General features: G+C 65.8%; 14 protein-coding genes. 8 read left to right on the top strand and 6 right to left on the bottom strand.

Annotation, left to right across the window (positions count from 1 at the left end):
• Positions 1 to 15: 15 nt before the first annotated feature.
• Positions 16 to 720, bottom strand: coding sequence for a hypothetical protein (locus ACFPO9_RS16020; protein ID WP_379772112.1), 705 nt, complete (start codon positions 718 to 720; stop codon positions 16 to 18).
• Positions 720 to 1859 (bottom strand): branched-chain amino acid ABC transporter substrate-binding protein, encoded by a 1140-nt coding sequence (locus tag ACFPO9_RS16015; RefSeq protein ID WP_379772111.1) that lies wholly within the window; start codon positions 1857 to 1859, stop codon positions 720 to 722. Before ACFPO9_RS16015 ends, ACFPO9_RS16020 begins: the two co-directional genes overlap by 1 nt.
• A 180-nt stretch (positions 1860 to 2039) precedes the next feature.
• Between ACFPO9_RS16015 and ACFPO9_RS16010 the strand changes: the two genes are divergently transcribed.
• From ACFPO9_RS16010 to ACFPO9_RS16000, 3 genes are all read left to right on the top strand, one after another.
• Positions 2040 to 2480, top strand: a complete 441-nt coding sequence (locus ACFPO9_RS16010; RefSeq protein ID WP_379772110.1) for a nuclear transport factor 2 family protein — start codon at positions 2040 to 2042, stop codon at positions 2478 to 2480.
• Between the two features lie 77 nt (positions 2481 to 2557).
• On the top strand, positions 2558 to 2713 hold the full coding sequence (locus ACFPO9_RS16005; RefSeq protein WP_379772109.1) for a DUF2256 domain-containing protein: 156 nt from the start codon (positions 2558 to 2560) through the stop codon (positions 2711 to 2713).
• Between the two features lie 60 nt (positions 2714 to 2773).
• The gene (locus ACFPO9_RS16000; RefSeq protein WP_379772108.1) at positions 2774 to 3640 is read left to right on the top strand and encodes a DUF4886 domain-containing protein; all 867 of its coding nucleotides are present in this window, start codon (positions 2774 to 2776) and stop codon (positions 3638 to 3640) included.
• Here the strand turns inward: ACFPO9_RS16000 and ACFPO9_RS15995 are convergent.
• Both ACFPO9_RS15995 and ACFPO9_RS15990 read right to left on the bottom strand, forming a co-directional pair.
• On the bottom strand, positions 3613 to 4563 hold the full coding sequence (locus ACFPO9_RS15995) for a LysR family transcriptional regulator (RefSeq protein ID WP_379772107.1): 951 nt from the start codon (positions 4561 to 4563) through the stop codon (positions 3613 to 3615). The two genes, ACFPO9_RS16000 and ACFPO9_RS15995, sit on opposite strands and share 28 nt — an antisense overlap.
• 15 nt (positions 4564 to 4578) lie before the next feature.
• Complete coding sequence (locus ACFPO9_RS15990; RefSeq protein ID WP_379772106.1) at positions 4579 to 4923, bottom strand: CzcE family metal-binding protein; 345 nt, start codon at positions 4921 to 4923, stop codon at positions 4579 to 4581.
• Between the two features lie 283 nt (positions 4924 to 5206).
• Here ACFPO9_RS15990 and ACFPO9_RS15985 point away from each other — a divergent pair, with 283 nt between their 5' ends.
• Together ACFPO9_RS15985 and ACFPO9_RS15980 are read left to right on the top strand one after the other, a co-directional pair.
• On the top strand, positions 5207 to 6136 hold the full coding sequence (locus ACFPO9_RS15985; protein WP_379772105.1) for a DUF2167 domain-containing protein: 930 nt from the start codon (positions 5207 to 5209) through the stop codon (positions 6134 to 6136).
• Positions 6136 to 6840: a site-2 protease family protein gene (locus ACFPO9_RS15980; protein WP_379772104.1), complete on the top strand. Its 705-nt coding sequence runs from the start codon at positions 6136 to 6138 to the stop codon at positions 6838 to 6840. Before ACFPO9_RS15985 ends, ACFPO9_RS15980 begins: the two co-directional genes overlap by 1 nt.
• Positions 6841 to 7006: 166 nt before the next feature.
• Here the strand turns inward: ACFPO9_RS15980 and ACFPO9_RS15975 are convergent, their stop codons facing one another.
• A complete protein-coding gene (locus tag ACFPO9_RS15975; protein ID WP_379772103.1) occupies positions 7007 to 9088 on the bottom strand; it encodes a M13 family metallopeptidase in 2082 nt (693 codons plus the stop codon).
• 156 nt (positions 9089 to 9244) lie between these two features.
• On the opposite strand from ACFPO9_RS15975, the gene ACFPO9_RS15970 reads away from it, so the two are divergent.
• Together ACFPO9_RS15970 and ACFPO9_RS15965 are read left to right on the top strand one after the other, a co-directional pair.
• A complete protein-coding gene (locus tag ACFPO9_RS15970) occupies positions 9245 to 10123 on the top strand; it encodes a CAP domain-containing protein (RefSeq protein WP_379772102.1) in 879 nt (292 codons plus the stop codon).
• Between the two features lie 121 nt (positions 10124 to 10244).
• Positions 10245 to 10673: an organic hydroperoxide resistance protein gene (locus tag ACFPO9_RS15965; protein WP_379772101.1), complete on the top strand. Its 429-nt coding sequence runs from the start codon at positions 10245 to 10247 to the stop codon at positions 10671 to 10673.
• Between the two features lie 5 nt (positions 10674 to 10678).
• On the opposite strand, the gene ACFPO9_RS15960 is transcribed toward ACFPO9_RS15965, so the two are convergent.
• A complete protein-coding gene (locus ACFPO9_RS15960) occupies positions 10679 to 12052 on the bottom strand; it encodes an HD-GYP domain-containing protein (protein WP_379772100.1) in 1374 nt (457 codons plus the stop codon).
• Between the two features lie 212 nt (positions 12053 to 12264).
• Between ACFPO9_RS15960 and ACFPO9_RS15955 the strand changes: the two genes are divergently transcribed.
• Positions 12265 to 13719, top strand: coding sequence for a catalase (locus ACFPO9_RS15955; RefSeq protein ID WP_379772099.1), 1455 nt, complete (start codon positions 12265 to 12267; stop codon positions 13717 to 13719).
• The last annotated feature ends 10 nt before the right edge of the window (positions 13720 to 13729 follow it).

Genomic DNA, 13729 nt, shown 5'->3' with positions numbered 1-13729 from the left:
CGCCGGCGACGCACGCTAGCTGTTGTGATCGTGCTCGCCGGAGGCGTGCCCGAGGCCCATGCCGAGGCCCATGCCCATGCCGCCTCCGCCGCCATCGGCGCCCCCACCACCTCCACCGCCACCGCCTTTACCGCCGCCACCGCCCTCACCACGGCCACGCGCGGCGCCGCCCTGGGTCCGGGTCGGGCCCTGCAGCGGAATCGCGACGTCCTTCGGCATCGGTCCCAGGTCCAGCGCCTCGCGGATGAAATCGCGCAGCGAGACCACCAGTTCCGCGGTGTGGATCGGGCGTCCGGCCGCCATGTCGCCGGCGGCCTGCCCCGCCAGCCGGCAGTGTTCCTCGGTGCCGAGCAGGAGGATGTCGGCCAGCGCCGCCTCGACGGCGTCGCGGATGCGGCGTGCGCGGTCGGAGTTCACGCGCGCGTCCGCCGCCGCCGCCGGTGCGATATCGCCTGCCGGCGCCGGAGCCGGCGCGGTGCGCAATTCGCGCAGGTGGGTCGGGTCGACGGTCAGCTCGCCGGTGAAGGAGCCGCCCAGGGTCTTGTAGGCCGCGATCAGGGTCCGCAGGCGCTCGTTGATCTGGCGGTTCATGCGCTCGCGGCGCTGCTGGATGGTCTGCATCATCAGCACGCGGATGCCGACGCCGACCAGGGTCACGATGGCCAGGGAAATGAAGGTCGTCAGTACCGCATGCCAGGAGCTGAAATCCATCGCACGCATCACCGCACCACCTGCAGCTTGACCTGTCGACCGTCGCGGTAGGTGTACAGCGTGAGCGCGGCATCGTGCAGATCGCCGCTGGGGTCGAAGGCGATGTCGCCGGTGACGCCGTGGTACCTGATCTTCGCCAGCGCCGGCAGGAACCTGGCTGGATCGGTCGAATTCGCCTGCTGCATGGCCTGCGCGAACACCATGGTGGCGTCGTAGGCATAGGGTGCGTAGGTCTGCAGCGGGATCTTGTAGCGCTGGCGGTAGCGCTCGGCGAAGGCGGCGGCCGCCGCCTCTTCCTTCGCGCCGCTGACGCCGCCGGCCACCACGCAGATCACCTTGTCGCTGCCCAGCGCGTCGCCGGCCAGCTCCGGCAGCTTTTCCGAGCATACGCCGTCGCCCGAGACCAGCTTGGCGCCGATGCCGAGCGCCTTCATCTGCTTGAGCATGGGACCGGCCACCGCGTCCATGCCGCCGTAGAAGATCACGTCCGGCTTGTGCGCGCGGATCTGGGTCAGGATGGCGTTGAAATCGGTCGCCTTGTCGTTGGTGAACTGGCGGCTGACCAGCTGGGCGCCGCCCACCGCCTTCACGCCCCTGGTGAATTCGTCGGCCAGGCCCTGGCCGAAGGCGGTGCGGTCGTCGATCACCGCGATCTTCGTCGCGTGCAGGGTCTTGATCGAATACGCGGCCAGGGTCTTGCCCACCAGGCTGTCGCTGGCGACCACGCGGAAGGCCGTCTTGTAGCCCTGGCGCGTGTAGAGCGGCGTGGTGGCGGCCGGCGAGATCTGCGGGATGCCGGCGTTGTTGTAGATTTTCGAGGCCGGCACCGTGGTGCCCGAATTCAGGTGGCCGACCACCGCCACCACGCCATTGTCGACCAGCTTCTGCGCCGCCGCCGTGCCCATCTTCGGATCGGCGCCGTCGTCCTCGGCTTGCAGCACGAAGCGGACTTTTTTGCCGGCGATGCTGACGCCCTTCGCGTTCAGGTCGTCGATCGCCATGCGCGCGCCGTTCTCGATGTCCTTGCCCTGGTGGGCGCCAGTGCCGGACAGCGGCGAGACGCTGCCGATCTTCACCGTCGTCTGGGCGGACGCGGAGGCGGCGGCGAGAGGAAGCAGGATGGCGGCGATGATGGCGCGGCAATGCATGGGGTTCTCCGGTGACGATGCTTGTCCGATTGTAATGGCGCAACGCCGCCGCACGGCAAACGCAAGCAAAAGTCGCAAACTCTGCTTGACTTTAGGTAAATGAAAACTAGGCTCCATAAGCGGCCGCTTGCGGCAGGGGCATCCGCGCTTGCCGTCGGGCGCTGCATACAGGAGACGATCATGAACACAGAACAGAACAAGCAACTCGTCCTCGAAGGCTACCGGAAGTTCCAGTCAGGCGACATTGCCGGCCTGCTGGAACGCTTCCGCGACGATGCCGTGTGGACCAGCCCGGATTCGGAGTTCATTCCTTTCGCAGGCCACTTCCACGGCAAGCAGGGCATCGCGCAATTCTTCGCCAAGCTGAACGCCAACGTCCAGGCCACCAGTTTCAGCGTCAAGGAGCTGATCGCGGAAGGCGACAAGGTGGTTGCCATCGGCGACAGCAGCTGGCACGGCCACCTGACCGGACGCGATTACGATTTGCCATGGGTGCATGTGTTCACGCTGCGCGACGGCATGGTCGAACGCGTCGACGCCTACTACGACACGGCGCCCCCCACTGCGGCGCTGCAAGCCCTGCGCAGCGCCGAGGCGGACCGCCCGGACCTGCGCCAGTAGGCTTGCCTTGCACCTGCCGCGCGTTCGTCCTGGCGGGCGCGTGGCATCATCCGTCCGGCATGCACGAGGAGCGGACGATGAAGATGCGCAAGAAGGCGGACTTGCCGTACAAGCTGTGCGCCCACTGCGCCCTGCCCTTCAGCTGGCGCAAGAAGTGGGAACGGGATTGGGAGCAGGTCAAATACTGCTCGGAGCGTTGCCGGCGCTCGGCCAGGCCGGCGGAAAAAGGCTGAGCGGCCCGCCTGGCTCTACAATATCCGGATTGCCGATCATTGCCGATACTGGAGTCCGCCATGCCCCTGCCCCGCACCCTCGCCTTCCTGAACCTCCTGTCGCTGGGGGCTGCGGCCATCCCGGCCGCGGCGGCCACCACCATTCTCTTCATCGGCAACAGCTTCACCTACGGCGATCCGGCCGGCGCCGCGCCGCTGGTGCGCGAGTACCGCCCCGACACGGTGACGGACCTGAACGGCACCCACCTCGGCGGCGTGCCGGCCCTGTTCAAGGCCTTCACCCTGCAGGCCGGCCTGGACTACGAGGTCAGCCTCGAGACCTCGCCCGGCAAGGGCCTCGACTGGCATTACGAGAACCGGCTGGCCACCATCGCCAAGCCCTTCGACAAGGTGGTCCTGCAAAGCTACAGCACGATGGACGGCGCCCATCCCGGCGACCCGGCCACGCTGGTGAAGTATGCCGGCCTGCTGGCCCAGGCCTTCCACGACAAGAATCCGAAGGTGGACGTGCGCCTGGCCGCGACCTGGTCGCGCGCCGACCAGACCTATAAACAGGGCGGCGCCTGGTACGGCCAGCCGATTCAAAAAATGGCGCTGGACGTGCGCGCCGGCTACGACAAGGCGAAGCAGGCGTCCGAGCTGATCGGCGGCGTGATCCCGGTCGGCCAGGCCTGGAACCGCGCTTTCGCCAGCGGCCTGGCGGACGACAATCCCTACGACGGCAAGGTCGCCGGCATCAACCTGTGGGCGCCGGATTCGTACCACGGCAGCGTCTACGGCTATTACCTCGAGGCGCTGACCATCTTCGTGCATATCACCGGGCGCGATCCGCGCTCGCTGGGGGCGCAGGATCAGGTGGCGCAGGACCTGGGCATCGGCGCCGACATCGCCGTCGCGCTTCAGGAGGCGGCGGCGTCCGTGAAATAGGCCATGTCGCGCTCGATGGCCGGCGGCAGCGCTTCCTTCAGCAAGGCTATCCAGGCGCGCGTCTTGGCGTCCACGAAGCGGCTCGAGGGCAGCAGCGCAAAGATGCCGATCTCCGCCGAGCGCCAGCCCGGCAGCACCTGGGCCAGCCGGCCGCTGCGCAGGCCGTCGACCACGCTGTAGGCCGGCAGCAGCACGATCCCGAGTCCGCGCAAGGCGGCGTCGAGCAGCACTTCGGTGGTATTCCCGGTCAGCGGGCCTTGCGGATCCAGGCGCAGGTGCTCGTCGCCGCGCTCGAGCTCCCAGCTGGAAGTAAAGGACGAATTCACCAGCCGCAAACAGGTATGCCGGGCCAGCTCCTGCGGATGCTGGGGTGCGCCGCGCCGCGCGAGGTAGTCCGGCGCTGCGCACAGCACCGAGAACATGCGGCCCAGCTTCAACGCCACCAGCGCCGAGTCGGGCAGGTACTGGGCCAGGTAGATGCTGACGTCGATGCCTTCCGCCAGCAGGTCGGGCGGACTTTGGGAGGCGCTGTATTCGACGGTCACGCGCGGGTTGGCCTGGCAATAGGCGCTCACCAACGGCGTCACGTAGCGGTTGCCGAAAGCGGCCATGCTCATCACGCGCAGGCGGCCGGCGGGTTCGCGCGCGGCGCCCCCGGCTTCCGCTTCGGCCTGGGCCACCATGTCGAGGATGGCGCGGCAATGCGCCGCATAGCGCTCGCCGGCCTCGGTGGCGGAAATGCGCCGGGTGCTACGGTGCAGCAGCTTGGCCTGCAGACGGTTTTCCAGCAGGGTCACCAGGCGCGAGATCTGCGCCTTCGACATGCCAAGATGCTCGGCGGCGGCGGTGAAGCTGCCGCCGTCCATCACGTGCACGAAGGCATTCATCGCGTGCAGCAGTCCGTAGTCGAGATCCTTGCGCATAGCGCGCCATCTTACTCAATTATTCTGATACAGCGGGTTATCCGATACGTAGGTCGTGACAGGGTGGGTCAGCAGGCCCTGCGGCGCAATCAGACGCAGGTCGAAAGGGATCACATGGGCGCTGCCGTTCTGGAAGTTCCAGCTGAAGGAACGCTCGCCGACCACGAAGCGCACGGTCGAGCCGCCGGCGACGTTGACGTGGCGGGTCGCCGCGGTGATGACGACGACCCGGTCGGCCGCGGCCTGGGCCGGTGCAGGACCGCCGCGGAAGTCGGCCGGCTGGGCGGCGGCCAGGGCGCTGGCGCAGGTGGCGGCAAGGGTAATGGCGGCGAGGACGGGCATAAACAGCTTGGTATTCATGATGATTCCTTGGGTGTGCCGGGCGCCCGTGGGCGCACCGGCGTTGTTCTGGTGTGCCACCTGGCGACGGTGGCACGTCAGTCGCCTTGTTGTGGGCGTTTTGCTGACAGACAAATGGTAAGGGCCGCCGTTCCGGCGAAAAATAGCGATGGAGGGAATGCTTTGTTACGCTTGACGTAACAATCGCTGCCTTCCTTGAGGACAAGAAAACAACAAGGTGATAATTCGCGTTTTTGTACAGATTTCCTTTCAGTAATATTTATATTTTTTACCGAAAGACATCATGCGCAAACTCCTGCTTGCAACTCTGGTATGCCTGGCGCTGGGCAGCGCAGGCGCCGCTCCCGGCAATGAGGCAGCGAGCCAGCAACAGGCTCAACAACAATCCGAACAACAGCTGGTCTCCTCCTTCCAGCCCCAGGAAGGCAAGATCAGCCTGCCGGGCAATATCGCCACCCTGGGCCTGCCGGCGAATTTCCGCTACCTGAGCGTGGCCGACTCCGCGCGCCTGCTGGAAGCCTGGGGCAACCCGCCAGGTGCCGAAACCCTGGGCATGATCGTGCCGGCCGGCGTCAATCCGATGTCGAACGAGAGCTGGGGCGTGGTCATCACCTATGACAAGGACGGCCACGTCAAGGACGACGATGCCGACGGCATCGACTACGGCAAGCTGCTGAAGGAGATGCAGGCAGGCCTCGCGGAGAGCAACGCCGAGCGCAAGAAGCAGGGCTACCGCGCCATGAACCTGGTCGGCTGGGCCGAGACGCCGCACTACGACAAGGCCGCCCACAAGCTGTACTGGGCCAAGGAGCTGCAGAGCGAGGGCGAAGCCCATCACGGCCTGAACTACAACATCCGCGTGCTGGGCCGCGAAGGCGTGCTGGTGCTGAACGCCGTGGCCAGCATCGACCAGCTCGGCCAGATCAAGAGCGAAATGCAGAAGGTCACCGCCTTCACCAACTTCACGGCCGGCAACCGCTACGCGGACTTCAACGGCAGCACCGACAAGGTGGCGGAATACGGCATCGCGGCGCTGGTCGCGGGCGGCGTGGCGGCCAAGCTGGGCTTCTTCGGCAAGCTGTTCGCCCTGCTGCTCGCGTTCAAGAAGCTGATCATCGTCGGCGTCGCCGCGGTGGGTTCGGGCATCTGGAAGTTCTTCAAGCGCGAGAAGCCCCAACCCGAATCCGACAAAGTCGACCTGAGCAAACGATAATGGGCAAGCTCCTCGCATGGCTGCTGGTCGCCGGCAAGATGGGCAAGATGCTGACCACCGGCGGCACCATGCTGCTGTCGATGCTGGCCTACAGCTGGATCTTCGGCTGGCGCTACGCGGTCGGCTTCGTGCTGCTGATCTTCGTCCACGAGATGGGCCACTACCTGGCGGCGCGCAAGCGCGGCCTGGCGGTCGGCGCGCCCACTTTCATCCCTTTTGTGGGCGCCTGGATCGAAATGAAGGACATGCCGCACGACGTCGAGACGGAGGCCTTCGTCGGCTTTGCCGGTCCGCTGGCCGGCACCGCCGGCGCGATGGCCTGCTACGGCCTGGCGCGCCAGACCGGCAGCGAACTGCTGCTGGCGCTGGCCTACTCGGGCTGCATGCTGAACCTGTTCAACCTGATCCCGGTCTCGCCGCTGGACGGCGGGCGCATCACGGCGATCATCTCGCCCAAGGTCTGGCTGCTCGGCGTGCCGCTGCTGGCGGCCCTGTTCTTCTGGCGTCCGAGCCCGATGCTGATCCTGATTGCGGTGCTGGCCTACCCGCAGATCAAGGCGGCGCTGAGCGGCGACCATGGCAGGCCGCCCGAGTATTATCAGGTGCCGCAGGAAGCGCGGGTGAATTATGCGGTGATGTATCTGGGGCTGGCGGCGTTTTTGGCGGTCATGAGTTATGACCTGCATGAGATGCTGGGCCGCTAAAACGTCGTGCCCGCGGCCTGAAAACGTCGTCCCCGCGGCCTGAAAACGTCGTCCCCGCGGCCTGAAAACGTCGTCCCCGCGGAGGCGGGGACCCAAGTTCTGCATGCGTTTCGACTGCGCTTGCAAACTTGGATCCCCGCCTGCGCGGGGACGACGAGTCAGCGGCTTACCAGAAAATAACGCGCTCTTCCGGCGCCAGGTACATCTTGTCGCCCGGCTTCACATCGAAGGCCTCGTAGTAACCCGGGTGATTGCGCAGGCTGCCGTTCACGCGGAACTCGGCCGGCGAGTGCGGATCCGATTTCACTTGCGCGATCAGCGCGGCGTCGCGGGCTTTACCACGGCGGGCCTGGGCCAGGCCCATGAAGATGCGCTGTTCGGCGGTGTAGCCGTCGATGACCGGCGCCGGCTTGCCCTTCAGCGAGATCTTGTAGGCGCGGCTGGCCATGATGGCGCCGGCGTTGTCGGCGATGTTCTCGCCCAGCGTCAGTTCGCCGTTCAGGTGATAGCCGTCCACCGGGCTGTAGCCTTCGTACTGCTTGACCAGCACCTTGCCCTTGGCCGCGAACTTCTCGCCGTCTTCCTTGGTCCACCAGTTGCGCAGGTTGCCGTCGCCGTCGTATTGCGAACCCTGGTCGTCGAAGGCGTGGCTGATCTCGTGGCCGATCGAGATGCCGACCGCGCCGTAGTTGATCGCCGGCTCGGCGTCCGCATCGTAGAGCGGCGACTGCAGGCGCGCGGCCGGGAACACCACTTCGTTCATCTCCGGGCTGTAGTAGGCGTTCACGGTCTGCGGGGTCATGTGCCATTCGCTGCGGTCGACCGGCTTGCCCAGCTTGTTCACGCCGTACATGTGGCCGAACTCGCGGGTGCGCATCACGTTGCCGACCAGGTCGTCGCGCTTGACGGCCAGCGAAGAATAATCGCGCCACTTGTCCGGGTAGCCGACCTTCACCGAGATCTTCGCCAGCTTGGCCTGCGCCTGCTTCTTGGTCTCCGGGCTCATCCAGTCCAGGGTCTCGATGCGCTCCTTATAAGCCAGCAGGAAGTTGTGCACCATCTCCTCGACCTGCTTCTTGCGCTCGGCCGGGAAGTAGTTCTGCACGTAGACCTTGCCCACCACTTCGCCCAGGTCGCGGTTGACCTCGGCGATCGCGCGCTTGTCCAGCGGACGGTTCACCTTGGCGCCGCTCAGCACGCCGCCGCGGAAGGCGAAGCTCTCGTCGACGAAGGGCTGCGACAGGTAAGGCGCGTAGGCGCTGATCAGGCGGAAGGCGAAATAGGACTTCCAGGTCTCGACCGGGGTCGCGGCGATGATCTTGTCGAGGCCCTGGAAATACGAGGGCTGGCTGACGATCACTTCCTTGGCCTTGGCCGCCACGCCGCAATCCTTCAGGTAGGTGGCCCAGTCGAAGCCCGGCGCCAGCTTGTTCAGGTCGGCCGCCTTCATCTTGTTGTAGCCCTTGACCGGATCGCGGTTCTCGACGGCGCTCCACTGCGCCTTGGCGATCTCGGTTTCCAGCGCCAGGATGGCTTGCGCCTCATTGGCCGCGTCCTTGTGGCCGGCCAGGCTCAGCATCTTCTCGATGTGGGCCAGGTACTTGGCGCGGGTGTCCTTCAGGCGCGCTTCGTCCTGCAGGTAGAAGTCGCGGTTCGGCAGGCCCAGGCCGGACTGCGAGATGTCGACGATGTAGCGGGTTGAATCCCTGTTGTCCTGGTGGACGCCCATGTTGACCGGCGAGCCGGCGCCGATGCGCTCGAAGCGCGCGGCCACCTTGGCCAGCGCCTTCTTGTCCTTCAGCGCCTCGATCTTCGCCAGTTCGCCCTTCAGCGGGGCCAGGCCGAGCTGGTTGCGGCGGGCTTCGTCGATGTAGCTGGCGTAGAAATCGCCCATCTTCTGGGTATCCGAGCCGGCTTTCGCGTTCTTGTCCTGCGAGGCCTGCTCGATCAGGGTGCGGATCTGGGTCTCGACGCCATCGGCGGCGATGTTGAAGGCGCCCCAGCTGGAGCGGTCGTTCGGGATGTCGACGTCCTTCAGCCACTTGCCTTGCGAGTAGCGGAAGAAATCGTCCTGCGGGCGTACCGCGGCGTCCAGCGCGCCGGCGTCGACGCCGGAGCGGGCAGTGCTTGCGGTGGGGCTGGCGGCAGCCGAGGGTGCGTCCGCCGCCGGGTGGGCGGCGGGTGCGCCGGCGTGGGCAAAGCCGGCGAACAGGCCCGCGATCAGGGCGCTGCACAGGGTACGCTTCATTGTGTTCTCTCCATGGTGAATCGGATGTATCGGACCTTTGATCCTAATTTAATCTTTGACCGATGCCAAGGTTTCACCCCGGTTTTTGCGTATGCATGTGTTGCGTTCCGGACGGCCCGCTTGATATCGACGGTTGCCGGCCCCATCATCCGCTGCATGCCCGTATTTCACCGCGCATTTTCGCTCTCCTTTGCGGCCGCGCTCGCCTGCACCGCCATGGCCGCGCAGCCCGCCCTCGCACGCCAGAACGGCCAGGCGCGCGACGAACTCGCGGACCTGATCAACGCCTACCGCAGCGCCCCCGGCAGTTGCGCGGGCCGCGCCGCCCTCCCTGCCGCGCCGCTGGCGAAGGAGCCTGCCCTGGCCAGGCTGCGCATCGGCGCCGGCACCTTCCTGGAACCGGCGCTGAAGCGGGCCGGCTATCCCGCCGACCTGGCCGAGATGATCTCGGTGACCGGACCGGAGGATGCGCAGGCGGCGCTGGCGGCGATCCGCGACAAGCACTGCGGCCGCCTGCTGAGCGGGGAATTCGCGGCGGTCGGCACGGCGCGCTTCGGCAACGACTGGCAGATCATCCTGGCGCACCCGCTGGTCTACCCCGCCCTGCCCGATCCGGCGCAGTTGAGCCAGGAACTGCTGGCCCGCGTCAACGCCGCGCGCGCCGCGCCGCGTACTTGCGGTGACCAGGCCTTCGGCGCGGCCCCGCCCCTGACCTGGAACGAGGCCCTGGCCCAGGCCGCGCTCGGCCACAGCCTAGACATGGCCACCAAGCGCTACCACGCCCACAAGGAACCGGGCGGCAGCGAGCCGCCCGAGCGCGCCACCCGCGCCGGCTACCGCTGGACCCGGGTCGGCGAAAACATCGCCTCGGGCCAGCAATCGGTGACGCAGGTGGTGAGCGACTGGCTGGGCAGCCCCGGCCACTGCGCCAACATCATGAACCCCGCGTTTACGGAGATGGGTGCGGCGTATGCGGTCAATCCCGCGAACGAAAACCGTACGCCGTACTGGACGCAAATGTTCGGGCGTCCGTAACAGGCTTGTTATCATTTTCAGCTATCGTCCCGATTGGAACAATTGAATAGCGCGCTATTTAATTTCGCGCTATGATTATTTCCATCGACACACCAAACTACTCAAACGAAAGGGCAAGGCCATGACCACCAAACTCGACAAAGTCCTGTACACCGCAAAAGCGCACACCATCGGCGGCCGCGACGGCCGTTCCACCACCGACGACGGCCTGCTGGACGTGCGCCTGGCCCCGCCAAAGGAAATGGGCGGCAAGGGTGACGCGACCAATCCGGAGCAGCTGTTCGCCGCCGGTTACTCGGCCTGCTTCATGGGCGCGATGAAATTCGTCGCCGGCCAGAAGAAAATCGCGATGCCGGCCGACGCCGCCATCGACGCCAGCGTCTCGATCGGCCCGATCCCGGCCGGTTTCGGCCTGGCCGTGGAACTCGCGGTCAGCCTGCCGGGCATGGACCGCGCGCAAGCACAGGAACTGGTCGAAGCCGCGCACGGCGTCTGCCCATACTCGAACGCGACCCGCGGCAATATCGACGTCACGCTGACGGTCGTATAAGAAGCCTAGGCCGCTTCAGGAAACGGCACGCGATCCACCGCCCGCACCAGGGCGTCGTAACAGTCCGGATCGAGTGCCGACCCCACCGTTTTCTGCATCATCTCCAGCGCCTGTGGAATCGGGATCGCGCCGCGGTAAGGGCGTGTCGCCGTGATCGCGTCGAAGATGTCGGCGGTGGTGATGATGCGCGTCTCGATCCGGATCTCGTCCGCCGCCAGACCGCGCGGATAGCCGCCGCCGTCCAGGCGTTCGTGGTGCGCGCCGGCGATCGCCGCCAGCTCGCGGAAGGCGCCGATGCGGCCGAGGATGGTTTCCGTGTAGGCCGCATGCAGCTTGACGGCGTCCCACTCGGCGCGGTCGAGCGCGCCCGCCTTGTCCAGCACGCTGTTGCTGACACCCAGCTTGCCGACGTCGTGCAGCAGCGCCCCGCGCTTGAGCCAGCGCCGCCGGTCCATTCCCAGCCTCAGCGCTTCGGCGATCATGTCCGTGTACAGCGCCACCCGCGCGCTGTGGCCGCTGGTGTAGGGGCTCTTGGCGTCGACCACCTGGCCGAAAGCGGTGGCGATGTCGTCGAGATAATCGTCATCCAGCGCCTGCTGCCGCCCTGCCCCGGCCGGCTGCAGCGCCGTCACCGCCTCGTCGATGTCCGCTGCGGCCAGCGTGGTCCAGAACGCGTCCGACTGCGCCACCTGTTCGAAGGCGTGCACCAGTAGCGGGTCGAACCATTGCCCGGACCGGATCCGCGCTTCCTTCAGCGCGCCGATACGCCCGCTTTCGGTATGGAACACGTCGATCACCTGCGCCAGCAGGGCAATGCGTGAATACAGCGGGATCGCCTCGCCCGCGAGCCGCGCCGGCTTGCCGTTGCCGTTGAAATGCTCATCCAGCGAATAAATGCCGTCGGCGACGCCGTCCGGAAACCGCAGCAGGCGCGCGATGTCGGCGCCGCGCTGGCAGCGGGTCGCGACCAGCTCGCGCGCGATTTCCGGCCCGTCGCGCAGGATCGTCATCACGCTGCGGAAGCGCTCGGCCAGGCCGGCCTTCAAGCCGGTGTGCTTGAGCACGAAACCCAGCACTTGCGGCAGGCTGTCGCCGACCGTCTTGTAATCCCGCTTGAAGTCCAGGTCGTCCGTCAGGTAGAGCTCGCAGATGCGCGCGGCATTGCTGCTGCAGCCCAGGTCTTTCAGCAGCAAAGTGTAGTAAAGCTCCCACAAAGCTTCTTGGCCCATGCCGGCCTGGCGTCCGATGTGCATGCCGATCCAGCAAGCGCGCACGCAATGGCCTGGCGGCTGGCCTTCGGTGATATCGAGGGCGTAGCTCAAAGATGCGATCAATTCCGACAGTTTCAGCTCTGCGGCGGGGAGGAATTCGGCTTTCATGACAAGTATTGGAGGCGGCAGAAGGAAATATTTGATGATTTAAGGAAATAGACTACGCCTAAGCTTAAGCAAGTCAATATTTAATTTCCCTATGGATCAAATAGAAATTGATAGTTTGCGTAAATAATCTGGTGGGCTTAACATCGTTTCACATCAACACAATCTATCGATTTTAAATAATTGATAGCCGAATATAAAACGAGAAAGCCGCCATGACCGACCTCACTACCGCCTCCGGCATCCCCGTCCCCGACAACCAGAACTCGATCACCGCCGGCCCGCGCGGCCCGGTCCTGCTGCACGACTTCCACCTGATCGAAAAGCTCCAGCACTTCAACCGCGAGCGCATCCCCGAGCGCGTGGTCCATGCGAAGGGCTCGGGCGCCTACGGCAGCTTTACCGTCACCCACGACATCAGCAAATACACCAAAGCCAGGCTGTTCAGCGAAGTCGGCAAGCAGACCGCGACCTTCCTGCGCTTCTCCACCGTCGGCGGCGAAAAGGGCTCGGCCGACACCGAGCGCGATCCGCGCGGCTTCGCGCTGCGCTTCTATACCGAGGAAGGCAACTGGGACCTGGTTGGCAACAATACCCCGACCTTCTTCCTCAAGGACGGCATCAAGTTCCCCGACTTCATCCATACCCAGAAGCGCGATCCGCAGACCAATCTGAAATCGGCGGAGAATATGTGGGACTTCTGGAGCCGCGCGCCGGAGAGCCTGCACCAGGTGACGATTTTGTTTTCAAGCCGCGGTACCCCGGACGGCTACCGCCACATGGACGGCTTCGGCAGCCACACCTATAGCCTGATCAATGCGGAAGGCAGGCTGCATTGGGTCAAGTGGCACTTCAAGACCTTGCAGGGCATCAGGAACCTAAGCGCGGCGGAAGCGGTCCGGCTGGCCGGCGTGGATCCGGACTATGCCCAGCGCGACCTGTTCAACGCGATTGCACAAGGCGACTACCCGCGCTGGAGCGTCGAGATCCAGCTGATGGACGACGAACAGCGCGCCGCCTGGGAAGCGCGCACCGGCTGGGATGCCTTCGACCTGACCAAGGTCTGGCCGCAGGGCGACTTCCCGCGCATCAAGGTCGGCATCCTGGAACTGAACCGCAACCCGGACAACTACCACGCCGAGGTCGAGCAGGCCGCGCTGTCGCCGTCCAACATCGTGCCGGGCCTGGGCTACAGCCCGGACAAGATGCTGCAGGCGCGCCTGTTCGCCTACCACGACGCCCAGCTCTACCGCGTCGGCGCCAACCACCAGCACCTGCCGGTGAATCGTCCGCGCTGCCCCTTCCACAACCAGCAGCGCGACGGCGCGATGGCGATCGCCAACGGCGGCGCCGCCGCCAACTATGATCCTGTGCGCAGCGGTGGACCTGCCACCGGCGGTTTCGGCCACGGCGACGCCGGCTGGCACCTCGAAGGCGTCGCGGGCCGCTACGACACCCGCGCCACCGACGATCACTTCACCCAGGCCGGGAATCTGTTCCGCCTGCTGGACGAGGAAGGCAAACGCAATCTGGTCACCAACATCGCCGGCTCGCTGAGCCAGGCCGATGCCGTGACCCAGGACCGCCAGATCGCGCATTTCCTGCGCGCCGATCCGGCTTATGGGCATGGGGTGGCGGAGGCGATCTACGCGCTGGCCAACAAAGGCTGAGCAGCCCGCC

Origin of the sequence: Massilia aerilata, from assembly GCF_042656905.1 — a bacterium.
Taxonomy (GTDB): Bacteria; Pseudomonadota; Gammaproteobacteria; order Burkholderiales; family Burkholderiaceae_D; genus Telluria; species Telluria aerilata.
This window is presented reverse-complemented; position numbering and strand designations above follow the sequence as displayed.

Coding starts and splice junctions, on each gene's coding strand:
- ACFPO9_RS16020 (WP_379772112.1), bottom strand. CDS start 720: ATGCGTGCGATGGATTTCAGCTCCTGGCATGCGGTACTGACGACCTTC.
- ACFPO9_RS16015 (WP_379772111.1), bottom strand. CDS start 1,859: ATGCATTGCCGCGCCATCATCGCCGCCATCCTGCTTCCTCTCGCCGCC.
- ACFPO9_RS16010 (WP_379772110.1), top strand. CDS start 2,040: ATGAACACAGAACAGAACAAGCAACTCGTCCTCGAAGGCTACCGGAAG.
- ACFPO9_RS16005 (WP_379772109.1), top strand. CDS start 2,558: ATGAAGATGCGCAAGAAGGCGGACTTGCCGTACAAGCTGTGCGCCCAC.
- ACFPO9_RS16000 (WP_379772108.1), top strand. CDS start 2,774: ATGCCCCTGCCCCGCACCCTCGCCTTCCTGAACCTCCTGTCGCTGGGG.
- ACFPO9_RS15995 (WP_379772107.1), bottom strand. CDS start 4,563: ATGCGCAAGGATCTCGACTACGGACTGCTGCACGCGATGAATGCCTTC.
- ACFPO9_RS15990 (WP_379772106.1), bottom strand. CDS start 4,923: ATGAATACCAAGCTGTTTATGCCCGTCCTCGCCGCCATTACCCTTGCC.
- ACFPO9_RS15985 (WP_379772105.1), top strand. CDS start 5,207: ATGCGCAAACTCCTGCTTGCAACTCTGGTATGCCTGGCGCTGGGCAGC.
- ACFPO9_RS15980 (WP_379772104.1), top strand. CDS start 6,136: ATGGGCAAGCTCCTCGCATGGCTGCTGGTCGCCGGCAAGATGGGCAAG.
- ACFPO9_RS15975 (WP_379772103.1), bottom strand. CDS start 9,088: ATGAAGCGTACCCTGTGCAGCGCCCTGATCGCGGGCCTGTTCGCCGGC.
- ACFPO9_RS15970 (WP_379772102.1), top strand. CDS start 9,245: ATGCCCGTATTTCACCGCGCATTTTCGCTCTCCTTTGCGGCCGCGCTC.
- ACFPO9_RS15965 (WP_379772101.1), top strand. CDS start 10,245: ATGACCACCAAACTCGACAAAGTCCTGTACACCGCAAAAGCGCACACC.
- ACFPO9_RS15960 (WP_379772100.1), bottom strand. CDS start 12,052: ATGAAAGCCGAATTCCTCCCCGCCGCAGAGCTGAAACTGTCGGAATTG.
- ACFPO9_RS15955 (WP_379772099.1), top strand. CDS start 12,265: ATGACCGACCTCACTACCGCCTCCGGCATCCCCGTCCCCGACAACCAG.